Source organism: Dyella sp. 2RAB6 (genome assembly GCF_052115385.1).
Taxonomy (GTDB): domain Bacteria; phylum Pseudomonadota; class Gammaproteobacteria; order Xanthomonadales; family Rhodanobacteraceae; genus Dyella_D.
Map to the genome: position 1 here is coordinate 92,096 of NZ_JBFRGP010000013.1, position 19,627 is coordinate 111,722.

At 69.2% G+C, this 19,627-nt stretch carries 17 protein-coding genes; 15 read left to right on the forward strand and 2 right to left on the reverse strand.

Going from position 1 to position 19,627, the window contains the following annotated elements; all coding sequences use genetic code 11:
• The first annotated feature begins 2 nt into the window (after nucleotides 1–2).
• The 13 genes from AB4083_RS17175 (at nucleotide 3) to AB4083_RS17235 (ending at nucleotide 13,813) form a co-directional block, all read left to right on the forward strand.
• Nucleotides 3–971, forward strand: coding sequence for a hypothetical protein (locus tag AB4083_RS17175; protein WP_441609333.1), 969 nt, complete (start codon nucleotides 3–5; stop codon nucleotides 969–971).
• On the forward strand, nucleotides 958–1,893 hold the full coding sequence (locus AB4083_RS17180) for a GNAT family N-acetyltransferase (RefSeq protein ID WP_441609335.1): 936 nt from the start codon (nucleotides 958–960) through the stop codon (nucleotides 1,891–1,893). The genes AB4083_RS17175 and AB4083_RS17180 overlap by 14 nt, the downstream gene beginning before the upstream one ends.
• Nucleotides 1,890–3,002, forward strand: a complete 1,113-nt coding sequence (locus AB4083_RS17185; RefSeq protein WP_441609337.1) for a DegT/DnrJ/EryC1/StrS family aminotransferase — start codon at nucleotides 1,890–1,892, stop codon at nucleotides 3,000–3,002. The genes AB4083_RS17180 and AB4083_RS17185 overlap by 4 nt, the downstream gene beginning before the upstream one ends.
• Nucleotides 2,999–4,249 (forward strand): O-antigen translocase, encoded by a 1,251-nt coding sequence (locus AB4083_RS17190; protein WP_441609339.1) that lies wholly within the window; start codon nucleotides 2,999–3,001, stop codon nucleotides 4,247–4,249. The genes AB4083_RS17185 and AB4083_RS17190 overlap by 4 nt, the downstream gene beginning before the upstream one ends.
• Before the next feature lie 2 nt (nucleotides 4,250–4,251).
• A complete protein-coding gene (locus AB4083_RS17195; protein WP_441609341.1) occupies nucleotides 4,252–5,199 on the forward strand; it encodes a glycosyltransferase family 2 protein in 948 nt (315 codons plus the stop codon).
• Nucleotides 5,196–6,350, forward strand: coding sequence for a hypothetical protein (locus AB4083_RS17200; RefSeq protein ID WP_441609343.1), 1,155 nt, complete (start codon nucleotides 5,196–5,198; stop codon nucleotides 6,348–6,350). The genes AB4083_RS17195 and AB4083_RS17200 overlap by 4 nt, the downstream gene beginning before the upstream one ends.
• Nucleotides 6,340–7,161 (forward strand): Wzz/FepE/Etk N-terminal domain-containing protein, encoded by an 822-nt coding sequence (locus AB4083_RS17205; protein WP_441609345.1) that lies wholly within the window; start codon nucleotides 6,340–6,342, stop codon nucleotides 7,159–7,161. The genes AB4083_RS17200 and AB4083_RS17205 overlap by 11 nt, the downstream gene beginning before the upstream one ends.
• Nucleotides 7,162–7,306: 145 nt before the next feature.
• A complete protein-coding gene (locus AB4083_RS17210; protein WP_441609347.1) occupies nucleotides 7,307–8,173 on the forward strand; it encodes a class I SAM-dependent methyltransferase in 867 nt (288 codons plus the stop codon).
• Nucleotides 8,170–9,378 carry an amidohydrolase family protein gene (locus AB4083_RS17215; RefSeq protein WP_441609386.1) on the forward strand — a complete coding sequence of 403 codons (1,209 nt, stop codon included), beginning with the start codon at nucleotides 8,170–8,172 and terminating at the stop codon, nucleotides 9,376–9,378. The genes AB4083_RS17210 and AB4083_RS17215 overlap by 4 nt, the downstream gene beginning before the upstream one ends.
• Nucleotides 9,375–10,070 (forward strand): class I SAM-dependent methyltransferase, encoded by a 696-nt coding sequence (locus AB4083_RS17220; protein WP_441609349.1) that lies wholly within the window; start codon nucleotides 9,375–9,377, stop codon nucleotides 10,068–10,070. The genes AB4083_RS17215 and AB4083_RS17220 overlap by 4 nt, the downstream gene beginning before the upstream one ends.
• Nucleotides 10,071–10,083: 13 nt before the next feature.
• Nucleotides 10,084–11,583: a B12-binding domain-containing radical SAM protein gene (locus AB4083_RS17225; RefSeq protein ID WP_441609350.1), complete on the forward strand. Its 1,500-nt coding sequence runs from the start codon at nucleotides 10,084–10,086 to the stop codon at nucleotides 11,581–11,583.
• Nucleotides 11,584–11,591: 8 nt separating this feature from the next.
• The gene (locus AB4083_RS17230; RefSeq protein ID WP_441609352.1) at nucleotides 11,592–12,719 is read left to right on the forward strand and encodes a glycosyltransferase family 4 protein; all 1,128 of its coding nucleotides are present in this window, start codon (nucleotides 11,592–11,594) and stop codon (nucleotides 12,717–12,719) included.
• Nucleotides 12,716–13,813: a glycosyltransferase family 4 protein gene (locus AB4083_RS17235; protein WP_441609354.1), complete on the forward strand. Its 1,098-nt coding sequence runs from the start codon at nucleotides 12,716–12,718 to the stop codon at nucleotides 13,811–13,813. The genes AB4083_RS17230 and AB4083_RS17235 overlap by 4 nt, the downstream gene beginning before the upstream one ends.
• A 93-nt stretch (nucleotides 13,814–13,906) precedes the next feature.
• Here AB4083_RS17235 and AB4083_RS17240 read toward each other — a convergent pair whose 3' ends face one another.
• On the reverse strand, nucleotides 13,907–15,163 hold the full coding sequence (locus tag AB4083_RS17240; RefSeq protein WP_441609356.1) for a nucleotidyltransferase family protein: 1,257 nt from the start codon (nucleotides 15,161–15,163) through the stop codon (nucleotides 13,907–13,909).
• 3 nt (nucleotides 15,164–15,166) lie between these two features.
• Nucleotides 15,167–16,654, reverse strand: coding sequence for a B12-binding domain-containing radical SAM protein (locus tag AB4083_RS17245; RefSeq protein WP_441609358.1), 1,488 nt, complete (start codon nucleotides 16,652–16,654; stop codon nucleotides 15,167–15,169).
• Nucleotides 16,655–16,854: 200 nt separating this feature from the next.
• Here AB4083_RS17245 and AB4083_RS17250 point away from each other — a divergent pair, with 200 nt between their 5' ends.
• A complete protein-coding gene (locus AB4083_RS17250) occupies nucleotides 16,855–17,886 on the forward strand; it encodes a serine kinase (protein ID WP_441609360.1) in 1,032 nt (343 codons plus the stop codon).
• A complete protein-coding gene (locus AB4083_RS17255) occupies nucleotides 17,883–19,580 on the forward strand; it encodes an ATP-binding cassette domain-containing protein (RefSeq protein WP_441609362.1) in 1,698 nt (565 codons plus the stop codon). Before AB4083_RS17250 ends, AB4083_RS17255 begins: the two co-directional genes overlap by 4 nt.
• Nucleotides 19,581–19,627: the final 47 nt, after the last annotated feature.

Sequence of the window (19,627 nt, forward strand, 5' to 3'; positions counted from 1 at the left end):
GCATGCTGACGTGGACCAAGCGCGGACTGGTATTCGAGGTGGCGCGCGATGGCGTCGGTGGCTGGATGCGCCATTCGGCGCTGACCCCGACGCCGTGGCAGCTGGATGAGCAGCGCATTCGCGTCTACGCCGGTTTTCGCGATGGCGCCGGGGTCAGCCGGCTCGGCTATGTCGACCTGGCGGCGGACGATCCATCGTGCGTACTCGGCGTGAGTGCGCAGCCGGTGCTGGATATCGGCCGCGGCGGTTGCTTCGACGACAACGGCATGATCCTGGGCGACGTGGTCGAAGCACCAGGCGGGCTGCACCTGTTCTACGTGGGTTTCCAGCAGGTGGCGAAGGCCAAGTTCCTGGCCTTCAGCGGTCTGGCCCTGTCCACCGACGGCGGCGAACATTTCCAGCGCGTGCAGGAGACGCCGATCCTGGATCGCGCGCCACGCCGCAGCACCATCGCGGCGATCCACAGCGCGCACTACGACAACGGCCTGTGGCGGCTGTGGTATGCGGTGGGCGACGACTGGGAATCGATCGGCGGCCGGCCGTTTCCGCGTTATCACATCTGTTACACCGAGACGCGCGACCTCCATGCGATCCCGCGCGGCGACCGCATGTGCCTGTTGCCGCGCGGCGACGAATACCGCATCGGGCGGCCGCGCGTGTATCGCTTGGGCGGCCGCTACGTCATGTACTTCACCTGGGGCGACCGTGCCGGACGCTATCAGCCCGGCGTGGCGTTCAGCGACGACGGCGTGCATTGGGAGCGCGACGACGATGCGCTCGGCATCGCCCCTTCCCGCGACGGCTGGGATGCGCGCGCGCTGTGCTATCCGGCCTTGCTGCGCCAGCGCGGCAAGCTGCTGATGTTCTACAACGGCAACGACATGGGCATGGCCGGCTTCGGTTTGGCCGAGACGGCGTTCGACGAAGGCCGGCAAGCGGTGGCCGGGGAGCGCGCGCATGCTCTCGGTTAGACCTTATGCCCCGGTGGACGCTGCGGCGTGGGATGCGCTGGTCGCACGTTCGCGCAATGGCAACCTGCTGCACCGGCGCGGCTATATGGACTATCACGCCGACCGCTTCGTCGATGCCTCGCTGCTGGTGGAGAAGGACGGCGAACTCGTCGCCGTGCTGCCGGCCAATCGCGATGGCGAGCAGGTGAGCAGCCATGGCGGGCTTACTTACGCCGGCCTGATCAGTTCGCACGCGTTACGTGCCGAGGCGGCGCTGGAGGCGTTCGAGAAGATCGGCGAGCACTACCGCGCGCTGGGCGCGAAGCGCTTGCTCTACAAGGCGGGGCCGCATGTATTCCACGTGTATCCGGCCGAGGAAGATCTGTACGCGCTGCATCGGCTGGGCGCTCGCCTGGTGCGGCGCGATCTCTCTTCGGTGATCGCCTTGCGCGAGCCGTTCCAGTTCACGGAGGAGCGCCGCCGCGCCGTGGCCAAGGCGCGCAAGGCCGGGCTGGGCGTGCGCACCGGCGGCGACCTTGCACCGTTCCATGCACTGCTGACCCAGGTGCTCGCCAGGCACGAAGCCACTCCGGTCCACTCGCTGGCGGAGCTGCGCCTGCTGCAAGGGCGCTTCCCGGAACATATCGTGCTGCACGAAGTGGCGGACGGAAACGAACCCTTGGCGGCCGCGCTCGTCTATGACCTGGGGCCGACGGCGCACACGCAGTACCTGGCCGCTTCCGAAGCCGGCCGCCAGCGCCATGCGTTGAGCCTGCTGCTGGCCGAGCTGATCGAGCACACCTATGCGCACAAGCGCCACTTCAGCTTCGGCGTCTCCACCGAGCAGGCCGGGCGCGTGCTGAATACGGGGCTGGTCGAACAGAAGGAGCGCTTCGGCGCCCGCGCCGCGGTACACGACTTCTACGAATGGGAGTTCGCATGAGCGTCCCGTTCTTCGACCTGCAAGCCGTCAATGCGCGTTATGCCGAGGCGCTGAAAGCCGCGGCGGCGCGCGTGATCGATTCGGGCTGGTACATCCTCGGCGCCGAGCTGGAAGCGTTCGAGCGCGAGTTCGCCGACTACTGCGGCGTGCGCCATGCACTGGGCGTGGGCAACGGGCTGGATGCGCTGAGCTTGATCCTGCGTGCCTACGGCGGCCTGGGCACGCTGCGCGAGGGCGACGAAGTGATCGTGCCCGCCAACACCTTTATCGCCACCTTCCTGGCGGTGAGCCAGAGCGGGCTGGTGCCGGTGCCGGTGGAACCGGACCCGGTCACTTTCAATCTCGATCCGGCGCGGGTGGAGCAGGCGATCGGGCCGCGCACGCGGGCGATCGTCGCGGTGCATCTGTACGGCCAACTGGCCGACATGCCGACGTTGGCGGCATTGGCGCGCCGGCGCGGGCTGCTGCTGATCGAGGACGCGGCGCAGGCGCATGGCGCCACGCTCGACGGCTGCAAAGCCGGCGCGTTCGGCGACGCCGCGGCCTTCAGTTTTTTTCCGACCAAGAACCTGGGCGCGCTGGGCGACGGCGGCGCAGTGACCACCAGCGACGATGCGCTGGCCAGGCGTGTCGCGGCCTTGCGCAACTACGGTTCGGAAACCAAGTACCACCATCTGTACCAGGGCGTGAATTCGCGCCTGGACGAAATGCAGGCCGCCTTGCTGCGAGTGAAGCTGGCGCATCTGGACGAGGAGATCCTGCTCCGCCGCCGCATCGCGCGGCGCTACCGCGAGGGCATCGAGCACCCGGCCATCGCACTGCCGCGGGTGGCGCGCGAGGAAGGCCACGTGTGGCACCTGTTCGTGCTGCGCTGCCGGCGGCGCGATGCCTTGCAACGGCATCTGCTGGCCCACGGCATCCATACCCAGGTGCATTACCCGGTGCCGCCGCATCGCCAGCCCGCCTATGCACCGCTGCATCGCTGCCAGTTGCCGGTGACGGAACGGCTGCATGAGGAAGTGCTGAGCCTGCCGCTGAACCCGGTCTTGGACGAAGCGATGGTGGAGCGCGTCATCGCCGCCTGCCGTGCCTTCAAGGGTGGCGCATGAGCATCGCCCGCGCCGGCCTGTACAGCGCCATCGGCACCGCCGCACGCCTGCTCGCGGGCCTGGTGGTGGTGAAGCTGGTGGCGTGGGCGGCCGGGCCGGACGGGGTCGGCAAGCTGGGCCAGTTCATGAGCCTGATGTCGCTGCTGGCGGTGCTGGCCGGCGGCGGGATCAGCGCGGCCATCGTCAAATACGTGGCCGAATACCGCGACGATCCGGAGCGCCTCGCACGCCTGCTGCGCGCCGCGCTGGGCTATGCGCTGTGCGCGGCGATCCTGATGGGCCTGGCCGCATTGCTGTTCAGCCGGCAGCTTGCGCTGTGGCTGCTGGACGACGTGCGTTACGAGGGCTTGCTGCGCGTGCTGGCGTTCGCCCAGGTCGGCATTGCGGTCAGCAATTATCTGCTGGCGGTGATCAACGGTTTCATGGACGTGCGCCGGCTGGTGTTTATCCAGGTGGTGGGTTCGGGCTTGAGCATCCTGCTGGCCGCGTGGCTTTCCTGGCAGCAGGGCTTGTATGGCGCGCTGCTGGCGCTGGTGCTGGGCCAGCTGCTGTGGCTGGCGATCGGCTTGCCGGCGTGGTGGCGCAGTCCGGATTTCCGCCCCGGCATGCTGCGCGCCGGCTATGACCGCGACATGATCGTGCGGCTGGCGACGTTCTCATTGATGACGCTGAGCTCGGCGTTGTGCGCGCCGCTGGTCAATATCGCCGTGCGCGACCATCTCGCCGCGCAGTTCGGCTGGGAGCAGGTCGGCTACTGGCAGGCGGTGACGCGGGTGTCGGATGCCTACCTGCTGTTCCTCACCACCGCGATCAACGTCTATTACCTGCCCAGGCTCGCCGCGGTACGCGAGCGCGAGGAACTGAAGCGCGAGCTGGGCCAGGCCTGGCGCCAGCTGTTGCCGGCCGCCGCGACGCTGGCCCTGCTGGTGTACGTGGCGCGCGAATGGGTGACGCGGGCGCTGTTCACCGCCGACTTCGCCGCCGCCAATGCGCTGTACGGGCCGCAGCTGATCGGCGACGTGATCAAGATCGCCTCGTTCGTGCTGTCGTACCTGATGCTGGCCAAGGCCATGACCGGCCTGTTCGTGCTGTCGGAGTTCGTCTTCGCCGCCGGCTACCTGGGCCTGGTCTTCGTATTTACCCGCTGGTACGGGCTGCCCGGCGCGGTCTACGCCTTCGCAGTGAATTACCTGTTCTATCTCGTCTTCAACATGCTGGTGGCCCGCCGCTACCTCAGGAGGCTGTAGCCATGGGCAGCGAACGGACGGCGGGCGAGGGCGGCTGGCCGCTGGTGTCGATCCTGATTCCGGCGCACAACCACGAGCGCTTCGTGCTGCGCTGCCTGGACAGCGTGCTGGAAGATCCGTATCCGGCCAAGGAGCTGGTGATCGTCGACGACGGTTCGGTCGACGGCACGCCGGGCAAGATCGCGCAGTGGATCGCGCGGCATGAAAACACCTTGCCGATCATCTACCGGCGCCGCGAGAACCGCGGCGTGGCCGCCACTCTCAATGAGCTGGCATCGCTGGCGCGCGGCGATTTCCTCAAGCTCGGCGCCAGCGACGATTACCTGCTGCCCGGCGGCCTGGAGGCGCAGGTGCGCTATCTGCAGGCGCAGCCGCGCAAGTGGGCGGTGGTGGGCGATTCGGTGGTGGTCGATTGCTATGGCAACCGCGTGCACGACAGCGGCATGCATGGCTTGCATCGCGCGGACAAGCGCCAGTACGCCAGCGACGACGGCATTCGCCGTGCGGTGATCCGCCACTGGGCGATCGGCGGTCCGGTGGCGCTGCTGCGCCGTAGCGTGCCGGGCGCGATCGCCGGCTGGACCGAAGAATTGCGCATCGACGACTGGGATTTCTTCCTGCGCCTGGTGGCGCGCGATGCGCTGGGTTTCATCGACATGCCGGTCTGCGCCTATCGCCTGCACGATGCCAACCTGAGCAAGACGCGCCATGTCGCCACGCGCGTGGCCAATCTCGCCGAGTCGCGGCGGGTGGCGCTGCGCCGGGTCGAATTGTTCGACGGGCCGGACTGCCAGCTGCTGAAGGCGCAGGCGCATTACATCGGCGCGAAGATCGCCTTCCTGCAGCGGCGGCCGCTGCGGCTGCTGTGGCGCATGGCGGCCTGCCTGGCGCTGCGTGGCCTGTCGAAGGTCCGGCTGCCGTCCGCCCACCCGCAGGCGGAGCGCGCATGAAAGCCTTGCTGCGCCGCCCGTCGACCTATCTGGCCCTGCCGATGCTGCTGGCCTGCGCGGCGACGCTGCTGACCTACGATCTGCCGGAAGGCTATCTGGATGGCGTGCTGCTGCTGATCGCCGGCGCGGTGGCGATGCTGGCGCTGGATGCGCTGGGCGGCGTGCGCCTGCCGCCGTTCGAGCGCTTCGCGCTGCGCGAGTATGCGGGCACGCGCGAGGCGCTGGTCGCGTTCGCGTTCTGCGCCCTGGTCGCCGTGTTCTGCGTGCTGGACCTGGCGTTGTTCCCGATCCCGCTGCTGGACCAGCCCTCGGCTTATGCGCAGATGGAAGGCGGGCGCGAACATATCCGGCATCTGTCGGCCTGGTGCTGGGTGCTGCCGCCGGTGGGGCTGCTATGCGTGCGCAACCGCGGGTTGCGCTACGGCATGGTGCTGATCGGCATCGTGTTTCCGATCCTGGTGATCGACCGCAACCGCATCTTTGCCAGCCTGTTCTCGGTGGCGCTGGTGCTGGTGCTGCGGCGCAAGGGCGGCTTGCGCCTGCCGTGGCCGACCGTTTTGCTGCTGGGGTTGGTGGGCGCGGTGCTGTTCGCGGCGCTGGGCATCCTGCGTTCCGGGCCGCTGGAAGGGGTGACGCTGCCGTTCGGCGCGCTGTATCGCGAGTCGCCGCCTGGTGTGAAGTGGCTGCTGCTGTATCTCACCGCGGGGCCGTACAACTTCGCCTCGATGCTGGCCAAGCAGTATCACAACGTGGATTTCCTGCTGAACCAGGTGGTGCCGCTGCGCGGCTCCATCGTCACCGCCGGCACCGGCATTCCGCTGGATTCGCCGACCATCAATGTCGGCACCGAGTACTTCCCCTTCCTGCTTGCGCTGGGCCCGGCGGGCGCGCTGGCGGCGATGCTGGGGCTGTACGCGATGCTGGTGTGGAGCGCGCGGCGGTTGCGTGCCTCCACCTCGCTGTTCTCGCTGCTGATCTTCCTGCGCATGGCCTATGTCGCCGCGATGGCGCCGTTCGCGCCGCAGGCCTACACCTTCATGAGCGCGGGTTTCATCGCGCTTTGTCTGCTGATGCAGCTGTTCGCCGCCTGGCTGCCGGCCCGGCGACCGAATCCCTTCCCGATGCCTCGAGTCGACCACCATGCACCCTGACGAAATCTATCTGATCGATCTGTGGCGGCTGCTCGCCCGCCAGTGGCGCGGCTTCGCCATCGCGCTGCTGGCGGTGCTGGCGCTGGCCGTCGCCTACGCCTTCCTGGCCAAGCCGCGCTACGAAGCCACCGCCTGGGTGCAGGTCGGCCAGGTCGGCACCGCGCCGGCCGGACAGGACCCGCGGCCGGAACCGTTCCAGCGCGTGCTGGATCGGCTGCAGACCCGCTCGTTCCAGGACGAGGTGACGCAGAGCGCGGGACTGGCACCGAGCTCGCCCGAGGCGTCGGCATATCGCGGCAGCCTCAAGGCCGAGCCTTCGTTCTACGCCGGGCTGATCAAGCTGAGCGCGCGCGCCGCCTCGCCCGAGCAGGCGAAGCGGCTGGCGCTGGCGACGGTCGAGCGGCTGCAGGCGATCCACGGCCAGCTGCAGGCGGAGCCGCTGGCGCAGGCGCAGGCGCGGCTGGATGAAGTGCAGGCCGATCTGCGTACGGCGACCACCGAGCGCGATGGCTTGCAGCAGGTGGCAGGTACTGGCCAGGGCAACGCCGTGGCTGCGGGCTTGTTGCTGGCCAGCAAGGACACCGAGGTGCGCGAGTTGCGCAACAGCCGCAGCGATCTGGCCGCGCGCATGGGAGCGAACTACACCTTCGGTACGTCGATGCCCTGGCCGATCTACCAGCCGGACCATCCGGTGGCGCCCAATCGCGTGCTGATCCTGGGCCTGGGTGTGCTGGGTGGCTTGGGACTGGGCCTGTTCGTGGCAGTGGCGCTGGATGCGCGCCGGCGCGTGGCGCAACCGATGCGTGGCTGAAGAGCACTTACGAAGAAGACGTAGGTTGGGGTGAGCCAAAGGCGAACCCCAACGCCGCGACCGCATGCAAGACCTGTTGGGGTTCGCGTTCGGCTCACCCCAACCTACGCCGGACTCTGGCCAGGATCGAAGTGGAGAACCAACGTTGGAAATAAGCAGTCAGCCCGAGCTGGAACCCGCCGCCCTCGACGAGGCGCGCCTGCTCGACACCCAGCGCGCATTCGACAGCGTGGCCGCCGACTATGACGGCCCGCGCGGCAACAACGAGCTGATCCAGCGCATGCGGCTGACCTTGTGGGACACCGTGCAGCGCCTGTTCGCACCGGGCTCGCGGCTGGTGGACCTGGGCTGCGGCACCGGCATCGACGCGGTGGAATTCGGCCAGCGCGGTTTCCGCGTGCTGGCCACCGACTGGTCGCCGCGCATGGTCGAGCGCACCCGCGATCGCGCCGCCGCCGCGGGATTGGAAGGCGACGTGCGCGCCGCGCATGTCGGCGTGCAGGAACTGGGGCGGATCGGCAGCGAGTCCGGCGATCTGTTCGACGGTCCGTTCGACGGGATGTATTCCAACTTCGGCCCGCTCAACTGCGCGCTGGACCTGCCCGCGGTCGCCGCCGAATGCGCGCGCCTGGTGCGGCCGGGCGGCTTGCTGGTGTTCTCGGTGATCGGGCGGATCTGTCCGTGGGAGGTCGCCCACTACCTGCGGCGCGGACGCTTCCGCCGTGCCGCCGTGCGCGCCGCGCGCGGCGCCACCGCGGTGGGCATGAATCAGCACACCATCTGGACCCGCTATTACCTGCCGCGCGAGTTCTACCGCGCGTTCGCCGACGGCTTCACGCTGGACGGCTATCGCGCGCTGAGCCTGTTCATGCCGCCGCCGTACCTGATCGATCGCTATCGCAGGCACCCGGCGCGCTATGAGCGCCTGGGCCTGCTGGACGATCGCTGGGGTGCGCTGCCGCTGCTGCGCGACATGGGCGACCACTTCCTGATCGTGATGCGCCGGCGCTGACCGTGGACGCGATCCTGCACGGCGGCACCGTGGTGAGCGAGGGCCAGGCCTCGCGCCTGCCGCTGGCGATCCGTGGCGGGCGGGTTGCCGAAGCGGCGCCGGTGCGCGGGTTCTCGCTGGACCTGCGTGGGCATCTGGTGTTTCCGGGCCTGGTCAATGCGCACGAGCATCTGCAAGTCAATGCGGTGCCGCCCTTGCCGCGGCAGCAGCCGTTTGCCAACAGCTATGCCTGGATCGAAGCGTTCCAGGCGCACTTCCGCGCACCGGAAGTGGCCGCGGCGCTGCAACTGCCCAAGGCCTTGCGGCTGCGCCATGGCGCGCTGAAGAACCTGCTGGCCGGGGTCACCTGCGTGGTGCATCACGATCCGTGGCATGCGCAGCTCGATGCCGCGGATTTTCCGGTGGCGCTGCTGCGCGGCCATGGCTGGGCTTATGCGCTGGGCTGGGACTACGGCCCGCCGGTGCGCGCCAGCTTCGACGCCACGCCGCCGGGTGCACCGTGGCTGATCCATCTGGCCGAAGGCACCGACGAAGTGGCGCGTGCCGAACTGGCGCAACTCGAACAACTCGGCTGCCTCGACGCACGCAGCGTGCTGGCGCACGGCGTCGGTCTGAGCGAGCAGGACACTGCCAAGGTGATCGCCAGCGGCGCCGCCGTGGTGTGGTGCCCGGCGAGCAACCTGACCTTGCTGGGGCGCACGCTCGATCCGCGCAAACTGCATGCGGCCGGCCGCCTGGCATTGGGCAGCGATTCGCGCCTGAGCGGTGCGCGCGACCTGCTCGAAGAACTCTGCGTGGCCGCGGTGGTGGGCGGTCTGCGCAGCGCCGACCTGCTGGCGATGGCCACGCACCAGGGCGCCGATATCGTGCGGATGCCGACACGCGGCCGCCTCGTGCCGGGTGGCCCTGCTGACCTGGTGATCGTGGCCGATGCCGGCGGCGTGCCGGCCGACTGCCTGGTGGGCCTGAGCCGCGCCGATCTGCGCGCGGTGGCGCGTGATGGCGTGCCGTGCATCGCCGATCCGGATTTCGCCGACTGGTTCGATGCAGCCGGTGTGGAGGCGGTGCCGGTGATGCTCGATGGACGGCCCAAATTGCTGGCGCAGCCACTGGCGGATGCCGCGCTGCTCGCGCTGGAGCCGGGTCTTGAGCTGGCGGGTGTCGGCGAGGCTTCGCCGCGTGCTCACGCCGGAGTGCACGCATGACGCGCCCGGCCATGCTCGAACCCGAAGCAGCCTACGCGCTGTGGGCGGCCAGCTATCCGGCCTACGCGCACAACCCGGTGATGCAGGCCGAGGAGCGCGCCATGCTGGCGCTGTTGCCGACCGACCTGCGCGAGCACGCGGTGCTCGATGCCGGCTGCGGCAGCGGCCGTTATCTGCGCCATGCGGCGCGCCGCGGCGCCACGCGCCTGACCGGCGTGGACATGTCGCTGCCGATGCTCGAACGCGCCGGCGACGAACTCGCCGAGCTGCGCCCTCAGGCCGAGTTGACTTTGCTGCGCGGCAGCGTGGTCGAACTGCCGGTGGAGGATGCCTGGGCCGACCTCACCCTCAGCGGCCTGGTGCTCGGCCATCTCGACGATCTGCAGCGCGCGCTGGCCGAACTGCGCCGCGCGACCAGGCCGGGCGGCACGCTGCTGTGCAGCGATTTCCATCCCACCGGCCACGCGCTGGGCTGGCTGCGCGACTTCAAGGCCGGCGGCGAGCGCTACGCCGTGCGGCACACGCCGCATCTGTACAGCCACTGGCACCGCGCCTGCGCGGCGCTGGGGCTGGTGATCGAGGAGGTGCGCGAACCCATGCTCGATCCCGCCGATATTCCCGCCGGCGCGCGTTTCGATCCCATCGCCCTGGACGTGCCGGTGGCCCTGGTGATGCGCCTGCGCCGCTACTGACGACGCCACCGCCATGCCCCATACCCTGCTGATCAATCCCACCATCACCGCACGCTCCAGCGCGCGCTTCCCGCTGGCGCTGCTGAACCTGGCGGCGGCGCTGGACCGGCGCGGCAGCAGCCGCATCGTGGACGGCAATGTCGATCGCGATTTCATCCGCAGCACCTTGCATGCACTGGACCAGGGCGGCGTCGATGCGGTGGGCCTGAGCGTGATGGGCGGGCCGCAGCTGGCGCCGTCGATCGAGTTGTCCAAGGCGATCCGCGAACGCCACCCGCAGGTGCCGATCGTATGGGGCGGCTATTTCCCCACGCTGTACACCGACACCGCGCTGGCCGCGCCGTACGTGGACTACGCGATCCGCGCGCAGGGCGAGCACACCATGCTGGAGCTGGTCGGCGCGCTGAGCGGGCTGGGCGAGATCGCCAAGGTTGCCGGGCTGTCGTGGAAGCGCGGCGACGAGCACGTGCACAACCCCAGCCGCCATTTCGTGCCCGGCGATCCAGCCGTGCAACTGCCGTACGACAAGCTCGGCGATCCGCGCCAATACCTGGCCCGCACCTTCCTGGGCCGGCGCACCGCCGGTCACCAGGCGGCGCTGGGCTGCCGTTTCCGCTGCACCTTCTGCGGCGTGAATGCGATGTTCGGCGGCGCCACGGCGCTGCCGGCGGTGCAGCGGCTGGAGCGCGAGCTGAAATACCTGAAGTACGAACTGGGCGCCGATTCGGTGCAGTTCTTCGACCACAACTTCTTCGACCGCGAAGTGGAGATGATCCCGCTGCTGGAAGTGATGGCGAAGCTGGAAATGCCGTGGTGGTGCTATGCGCGCGCCGATGCGCTGCTGAATCTGTCGGAGAGCACCTGGAAGCTGGTGCGCAAGAGCCGCCTGAAGATGGCCTACATCGGCGCCGAATCGCCCAGCGGCAAGATGCTCAAGGAGATCCGCAAGGGCACGCGGCCGGACCAGACGCTGGAAGTGGCCGAGCTGTGCCGGCGCAACGGGGTGATTCCGGAGCTGTCCTTCATGGTCGCGCCGCCGGTGGATACCGAAGAGGAAACCGAGCACACCTTCGAGTTCATCCGCGAGCTGAAGCGGATCAATCCGGCTTCGGAAATCATCGTCTACGTGTATACGCCGCTGCCGGAAAGCGCCAAGCACGAGACCGACCGCGGCAAGCGCGCTTCCATGCCGCTGCTGGACCTCGACGGCGAGCCGGTGGTATTCCCCAGCACGCCGGAAGAGTGGGCGCAGCCGCAATGGGTGGACTACGCCTGCCATGCCGATGCGCCGTGGCTGACCGACAAGATGCGCAAGCGCATCCACGATTTCGTCACCGTGCTGCGCTGCCGCTATCCCACCGTGCAGGACATGCGCACGCCGAGGTGGGCGAAGCATGGCCTGCGCACCATGGCCTCGTGGCGCTACCGCTACCGCCGCTACGACCAGCCGTGGGAGCTGAACCTGGCCAACCGGTGGGTGAAGCTGCGCCTGCCGCAGGTATCGAGCCTGTAGGCCGGCGCGTGCATATCGCCCAGATCAACTTCGTGCCGGCGCCGCCCGAGGTCGAGCCGATCGATCTGCCGACGCATTGGCACACGCTGGCGGATGTGGCCGATGCGGCAGCTTCGGCGGGGGTGCGTGTGTCGGTGCTGCAGAACGCCGCGCGCGAGGCGGCCTTTGTGCGCGATGGCGTCGAGTACCGTTTCCTGCCGCTGGACGGCAACGACGGTTCGCGGCGCCTGGCAGCCGCCTTGGCGGGACTGGGCGCCGAGCTGGCGCACGTGCATGGCCTGGATTTCGCGCCGCATGCCCATGCCTTGTCCCGGCGCCTGCCGTGGTTGCCGATCCTGCTGCAGGACCATGCCAACCGCCCGCCTTCGTGGTGGCGGCGCGCGCATTGGCGGCGCTGGTATGCGGCCGCCGCGGGTGTGGCTTTTACCGCGCCGGCCTTGGCGCAGCCGTTTGTCGAGGCGAAGCTGTTCAAGCCTGGGACGCGGGTGTTCGCGATACCCGAATCCAGTTGCCGCTTTACGCCGGGCGATCGCGCGCAGGCACGTTATGCGACCGGCCTGCACGGCTTTCCGTGCGTGCTGTGGGTCGGGCATCTGGCCGCGGGCAAGGACCCGCTGGCGGTGCTCGATGGCGTGGCGCTGGCCGCGCGGCGCCTGCCGGACCTGCAACTGTGGTGTGCGTTCGGCAGTGCGCCCATGCTGGATGCCGTGCAGGCGCGGATCGCCCGCGATCCGTGGTTGATCGGGCGCGTGCATCTGCTCGGCCGCGTGCCGCATGAGCGCATCGAAACCCTGCAACGCGCGGCGGACCTGTTCGTCACCGGTTCGCGCGCCGAGAGCTGCGGTTATGCGGCGCTGGAAGCGATGGCCTGCGGCGCGGTGCCGGTGCTCACCGATATTCCCTCGTTCCGCGCCTTGACCGGCGATGGCCGCATCGGCCGCTTGTGGCCTTGCGGCGATACCGGGCGCTTGGCGGATGCGCTGGTCGCCATGGCCAGTGCCGGCCCGACGCGGGCCGAAGTGCGCGCGCATTTCGATGCCGAGCTGTCATTCGCGGCGGTGGGGCGGCGCTGGGCCGAGGCTTATGCCGCGTTGCTGGCGGGGCGACCCAGGCAGGCGGCATGGGAGGCGGTATGAAGCTCGCGCTGGTGTTGCCGGGCGGGGTGGATCGCGGTGGCGAGGAGCGGGTGATTCCTGCGTTTCTCGCCTTGATCGGCCAGCTTTCGCTGCGCCACGACGTGCATGTGTTCGTGCTGCGGCAGGAGCCCAAGCCGGCGACGTGGACGCTGCGGGGCGCGACCGTCCACAACATCGGCGATGGGCGGCAGCGGGTGCGGGCCATCGCGGCGATCGTGGCCGAGCATCGGCGTGGACCGTTCGATGCGGTGCAGGCGATCTTTTCCGGTAGCTGCAGCCTGGTGGCGATGGCGGCGGCGAAGTGGATACGCCGCCCCGGCTTGATCCATATCGCGGGTGGCGAATTGATTGCCTTGCCGGCGATCGGTTATGGCGGGCGACAGCGCTGGATCAGCCGTATGCGTGAAGCGGTGAGCCTGCGTGCCGCGGCAGCGGTGACGGCGGCGAGTGCGCCGATCCTGGAATCGCTGCAGGCGCTGGGTGTGCACGCGCAGCGCTTGCCGCTGGGTGTGGACCTGGCGGCGTGGCCGCCCTCATTGCCGCGGCGGCGCGGGCCGGGAGCTGCGCGGTTGTTGCATGTGGCGAGCCTTAATCGGGTGAAGGACCAGCCTGCGTTGTTGCGTGCGCTGGCCGAGCTTGTCGCGCAGGGTGTGCCGTTTCAGATGGACATCGTTGGCGTGGATACGCTCGATGGCGAGATGCAGCGGCTGGCGGGTGAGCTGGGCTTGGGCGAGCGCGTGCGCTTTCTAGGCTTCAAGACCCAGCGCGAGCTGCGGCCGCTGGTGGATATGGCCGACCTGCTGGTGATGTCGTCGTTGCACGAGGCCGGGCCGCTGGTGTTGCTGGAGGCTGCCGTGGCCGGTGTGCCGACGGTGGGGACGGCGGTAGGGCATCTGGTCGAATGGTCGCCGGTGGCGGCATTGGCGGTGCCGGTTGGCGATCATCTTGCGCTGGCCGGGGCGATACGGCAGCTGCTGGAAGACGAAGCGTTGCGCCTGCGGCTTGCGCACGAGGCGCAGCGAAGGGCGCTGGATGAGGATGCGGCCTACACCGCCGCGCGGTTCGAAGCCTTGTATCGAAGCCTAGCGAAATAGCGGACGTAGGTTGGGGTGAGCGCAGCGAACCCCAACGGTGCGATCGCGTGCGAGGTCTGTTGGGGTTCGCCTTTGGCTCACCCCAACCTACGCCTACTCGGGCGCGTTCAGCGCGGCGCGCACCACATACAGCGTATCCATCCGCGGCACCGACCCGGCCAGGCGCCGCAACAGGCGCCGTGCATGCGAGCGCGTCACCCATGCCTGGCCTTGCAGCCACAACTGGGTCCGCGCCATGTCCTGCCGCTCCTGCCGGCTCTCCTCGTCCGGCACGAAACGATGCCGCAGATAACGCACCGCCTCACCCGGCGTGCGCGACCACTCGATCCCCGGCAGCGCCTGCAACCACAGATCCGAACACGACACCCGCGTCAGCGTCTGCCGCCGCGCCGCAGCGCGCAGCCAGAACGGGCACCCGCGCCGCAGACGCGCCAGCACCGCGGCCGGCACCGCGTTGCGGTAATAGCGCGCGACCAGGCGCAAGGGCGGCAAGGCCCACCATGGATTGCCGGTGGACCACAGCACGTCCCAATCGGCCAGCGTCATGCGCGTGGCCAGCAGCGAGATGTCGTTGAGGTGCAGCAGGCGCAGGGTGCGGTTGCAGATATTGCCGGCGGCGTGCAGCAGCAGATGGGCCATCAAGGCGCCGTTGGAGGGATAGGGATTGAGCCCCGCCCGCGCGCAGGACGGAAACACCATCGGCGTGATGTCGACGATCGACGTCGGCAGCCGCTCGTGGATATGCGTATGCAGCTCGATATTCACCGCTGTATCGCGATGCTCGCCCAGCCCCGCCACCGCACCGCCCGTGGCGGGCTTGAACGCGCGATGCTTCCATTGCGCGAACGCTTCCGTGTAACCGAGCCCGCACAGCAGCGCGGCAGCCCGGTCCGCGTCGCCGGCGCGCACCAGCAGGTCGATGTCGGCCATCGGGCGGTCACCCGGCGCATACAGCCCGAGGCCGTGCAAGGCCGCCCCCTTGAGGGCGAGGACGGGCACGCCGGCGGCGCGGAAGGCGGCATCGATGCGCCGCAGCAGCGCCTCGATGCGCAGGTGGCGCTCCGCGACATGCTGGCGCTGGCGATCGAGAAAACGGCGCCATTCGACTTTCTGCCAGGTCGAGAAGCGATGCAGCAGGGGGGCGACGCCGTGTGCGACGGCGGCCGCCGCGGCGAGCCGCCATTCCAGCTCGCTCCATTGCGGCAGCACGCCGCCGGGACGGACCAGGGCCAGTTCCTCGGCGAGTGCCTCGGTGGCGCGGCGCAGCCCGGCGCGCACCTGTTTAAGCGGGGGCAGCGGCGCGGGAGCGGGCACGCCGAGATGTTCGGAGGGCAGGGTGAGCACCGGCATCGCTCAGGCGCTGGCCGTGCGGCCGGCGGGCAGGGCCAGGTCGTGCGCGGGCGTGGCGTCGGCGCGGCGGTAGTGCTGTTCCTCGGCCATCAGCGCATCCCAGCGTGCGTCGAGTTCGGCCAGCGCCTGCGCGTCCTGGGTAGGATGGTTGCGCGGTTGCGCTTGCAGCAGCACCTGCTCGTGCAGCAGGTCGCGCACGCGGCGATAGAACTCGCTGTCGTAGGCGCCGCGGAACATCATCGCCAGGTCGCCGCTGTCCTGCCAATGCGTCTTGCGCCCGAGTTGTGCTTTCACCTGCTCGTAGAACTTGGTGCCGGGCAGCGGGTACGACACGCTGACGCCGATATCGTCCGGCGCGGTGCGCTCGATCAGTGCGCGCGTGGCTTTCAGGTCTTCCAGCTGCTCGCCCAGGTAACCCAGTTGCACGAAGAAACCCACGCGGATGCCGTACTGGCGGAAGCGGTCGCGCGCACTGTGCAGCTCGGCGATGGTGGTGCCCTTGTTCATGCGGTCCAGCACGGCCTGGCTGCCGCTTTCGGCGCCGATCCAGGCCTCGGCGCAGCCGGCCTGGGCCAGCGCCGCGACCATGCGGTCGCTGGACAGGTCGGCGCGGGTCTGGATGGTGAACGGCACCGAGCCGTCCGCATCCCGCAGATGCTCGGCGAACTGGGTGACCCAGTCGACGTGGAAGCCGAAGATGTCGTCCGCCATCCAGATATGGTCCGGCCCGTACGCACGCTTGAGGTAGATCATTTCCTCGGCGACATCGCGCGGGCCGCGCTGCTTGTAGTGGTTGCCCCAGATCGGCTTGGCGCACCAGTGGCAGCGGAACGGGCAGCCGCGCGAGGCGGCCATGTTCAGGCTGAAATAGCCGTGGCGCTCCTGCCACAGCGCGCGATAGCGCTCGATATCGACCAGGTCCCAGGCCGGATGGCCGCCCAGGCGCGGATCCGGCGGCTGCGCGCCGATCCGGGTCAGCCGCTGCTGGCCTTGCGATAGCGTGGCCACGCCGGCGAGGTCGGCGGTCCACGGCGCGATATCCATCTGCAGGTCGTCGTTGAGCCGCCCGATCAGGTCGAGCAGGGCGGCGATGCCTTCGCCGACCAGCACCGCTTCGGCACCGGCGGCGAGAAAGGCTTCGGGGTGATCGGAGGCGTCGGAGCCGGCGACGATCACGCGCGCGCCGTGTGCCCGCGCCTCGGCGATCATCTGGCAGGCCGCTTCGCGCATCCGGTTCAGGCACATCTTGGTGAGGTAGTTGAAGTTGTCCTCGTAGATGACCACCACGTCCGGCGCGGCCGCGGCGAGGGAGCCGGCGTAGTCCTCCACGCCTTCGGCGAGCATCGCGTCGAACAGGCTCACTTCATGCCCCAGGTCCCACAGCAGGGAGGCCACCTGCAAGGTGGCAAGAGGCGGATAGGGCTTGCCGCGTTCCCACTGCTTGCGGTCGTAGCGCAGGAAGTAGGAATGGCTGACCTGGATTCTGAGCATGGAGTGGGGCCTTGGTGGTCGCGGGGAGCGGGCCGCGCTGGTGCGGTGTTCCGTTGTCGCTGGGCGTGAGTGCCGCGCTGCGCGGGTTCGGTTGCGAATGGCGCGCAGCGGCAGGCATGGCGCTGCGCAGGGCAACTTTCCGGCGCCGGCAAGGCACTCACGCCAGACGCAGATGACACCCGCCGACCGGAGTCCTTCGATTGACCAACCTGGGCCTTGCCGCGCGCCCCGCGCCCGTGGACGACGAAGCGATCGACCCCTTCCGCGAACGCGTGGCGCGGCGTTTTGCGGTGAGCAAGCGCGTGCTCGGCGCGGAGGTGCAGTTCGAGGCCGACGACGAGGCCTGGCTGGCTTTGATCGAAGCGGCGTATGGCGGTTTGCCCGCGCATGCTTTGCCCGCCGCGGCGCCGACTTTGCGCATCGAACTGCGGCTGGCCGAGCCGTCCGATCCGGCCAGCCTCGAAGCGCCGCCGCCGGCGCGCATGCGTTCCGGCGCGGGCTTGCTGTGCGGCGTGATGGACGCGGCGCATTACGCCGCGATCGCACCGGCACGGCAGCAGGCGCTGGTGGTGGCGTCGCCGGCGATGCTGGCGCGCCATGCGTATCACGTGCGCTACGAACTGCTCGAATTCGCCGTGTTCGTACTGGCGCAGCGCGCGCAGGGCCTGGTGCCGCTGCATGGCGCCTGCGTCGGCCGGCACGGGCAGGGCGTGCTGCTGCTGGGCGAGAGCGGCGCGGGCAAGTCCACCCTGGCTTTGCACAGCCTGCTCGGCGGCCTGGATTTTCTCGCCGAGGATGCGGTGTTCGTGCAGCCGCAACATCTGCTCGCCACCGGCGTGGCCAATTATCTGCACGTGAAGGACGACGCGTTCCGCTTCGTCGAGGATGCGGGTGTGCGCGATTGGATTCGCCGCTCGCCGACGATCCACCGCCGCAGCGGCGTCGAGAAGTACGAGGTGGATCTGCGCGAGGGCTATGGGCGACTGGCGCCGGAACCATTGCAACTCAAAGGTGTGATGCTGGTTTCATCCCGCCCGGCGGAGCGCCTGCTGACGCCGCTGACACCCAATGAAGCCGCGGCGCGGTTGGCCGCGGATCAGCCCTATGCGGCCGGCTTGCCCGGCTGGGACGACTTCTGCCGGCAGTGCACGCGGCTGGGCGTGCATCGCCTGGCGCGGGCGCGCCATCCGGACGAAGCGGTGGCTGCATTGTCGGCGTGGCTGGAACGATGAGCGCGCGCCACCTCACCGATCGGTTGTTGCCCGCGGCATTCGCCGACACGCTGGAGCGCCGGCACGCTTGGCAGATGACTTGCTATGTCGCGCTGTCGGTAGCCTCGGCGCTGGCCGGCAGCCTGGCCGCGGTGCTGCTGGTGCCGCTGGTCAGCCTGGGTGCGCCCGGCGCGGAGAGCGGTTTCTATCTGCATCGTGGCGTGGACGTGCAGGCAGGGGCTTTTATCGCGGCCGCGTTTGCGCTGGCTGCGTTGCGCTGGTGGTCATCCCTGTTGGCCGCACGGTTGACCGGCGATTACGGCGCCGATCTGCGCCGCCGCGTGCATGGGCATCTGATCCATGCGCCGCTGGCGGCGCTGGCCGATGCGACCTCGGCCGAGATCGCCAACGTGCTCACCTACAACATCGAGATCATGATGCAGGGCTTCAGCGGCCTGCTGCAGTTGTGGGTGGCCGGCCTGACCTGCGCGATCAGCCTGGCGTTCGCGTTCTGGATCTCGCCGCCGCTGTTGCTGGCGGTGCCGCTGCTGGCGTTGCTGGGCGTGCTGGTGTCGCGTTCGCGCGGGCAGGAACAGGCGCGGGTCAGCCGCAAGTACGTGGCGGACCTGACGCGGCTGTTCTGGCTGAGCGAGGATTTTCCGCGGCGCCTGCGCCATATCCGTTCGTTCGGCCGCGAAGCGGTGGAGCAGGCGGCGTATCGCGATGTCTCGCACGAGTTGGCGCGCGGCTACGAGCATCAGCAGGACATGCTGGCTTCGGGGCGCTTGTGGCTGGAGCTGCTGGCGGCGGCCGGGATCGCGGGGATGTTCATGCTGGCGCATCGGCTGCAAGGCGATGCGCGGGCCTCGTTGATTGCGGTGAGCCTGTTGCTGGGGCGGCTGCTGCCGTACCTGGTGTCGACGCGGCAGAGTTTCCGGCAGTTGCGTTCGGCGGTGCCGGCGTACGAGCTGTGGCGGCGTTATGCGGGACTGGCCGGCGATACGGTCGCGGTGGGTGCGCCTGCGGCGTTTGTGCAAGGCGCGAGCTTGCGCATCGAGCGGGTGCGTTCGGCGGTGGCGCTGCCTGGCGTGGAAGTGCGCGACGTGGTGCTGGCGCCGGGCGAGCTGACCTTGATCGCCGGCGATTCGGGCGCGGGCAAGAGCAGCCTGGCCGATGTGCTGGCGGGTCTGATCGAGCCGGCGGATTTCGCGGCGAGGATCGGCGGGCGCGCGCTCGATTTCGAGGCTTATCGGCGCTATGCGCGGCATGCGGCCTTTGTCAGCCAGCATGTGCGGCCGTGGCAGGCGACGGTGCGCGAATGCCTGCGCTGGGCCGATCCGCAGGCGAGCGAGCAGCGCATGCACGAGGTGCTGGCGGATGTGGGGCTGGATCGGCGGCTGCGCGCGAGCGAGCAGGGGCTGGATCTGGCGTTGCGGGATCGATCGAGCCAGCTGTCCGGCGGTGAACTGCAACGGTTGCTATTGGCGCAGGTGCTGCTGCGCAAGCCGTTCCTGGCGATCCTGGACGAGTCGACCGGCGCGCTGGATGCGGCGGCCGAAATCGACGTGCTGGCGACGCTGAAGCGACGCTTGCCGCAGACCATGCTGCTGGTGATTTCGCACCGCGCGGGTGTGCGGGCGCTGGCGGATCGATGCGTGGTGATGGGGGCTGTGCCGCCCATCGCCGTCATTCCGGCGCAGGCCGGAATCCAGTAGAGATGCGCCGCATGGAGTGCGTACCTCCAGAGTGCCGCTACCGGATG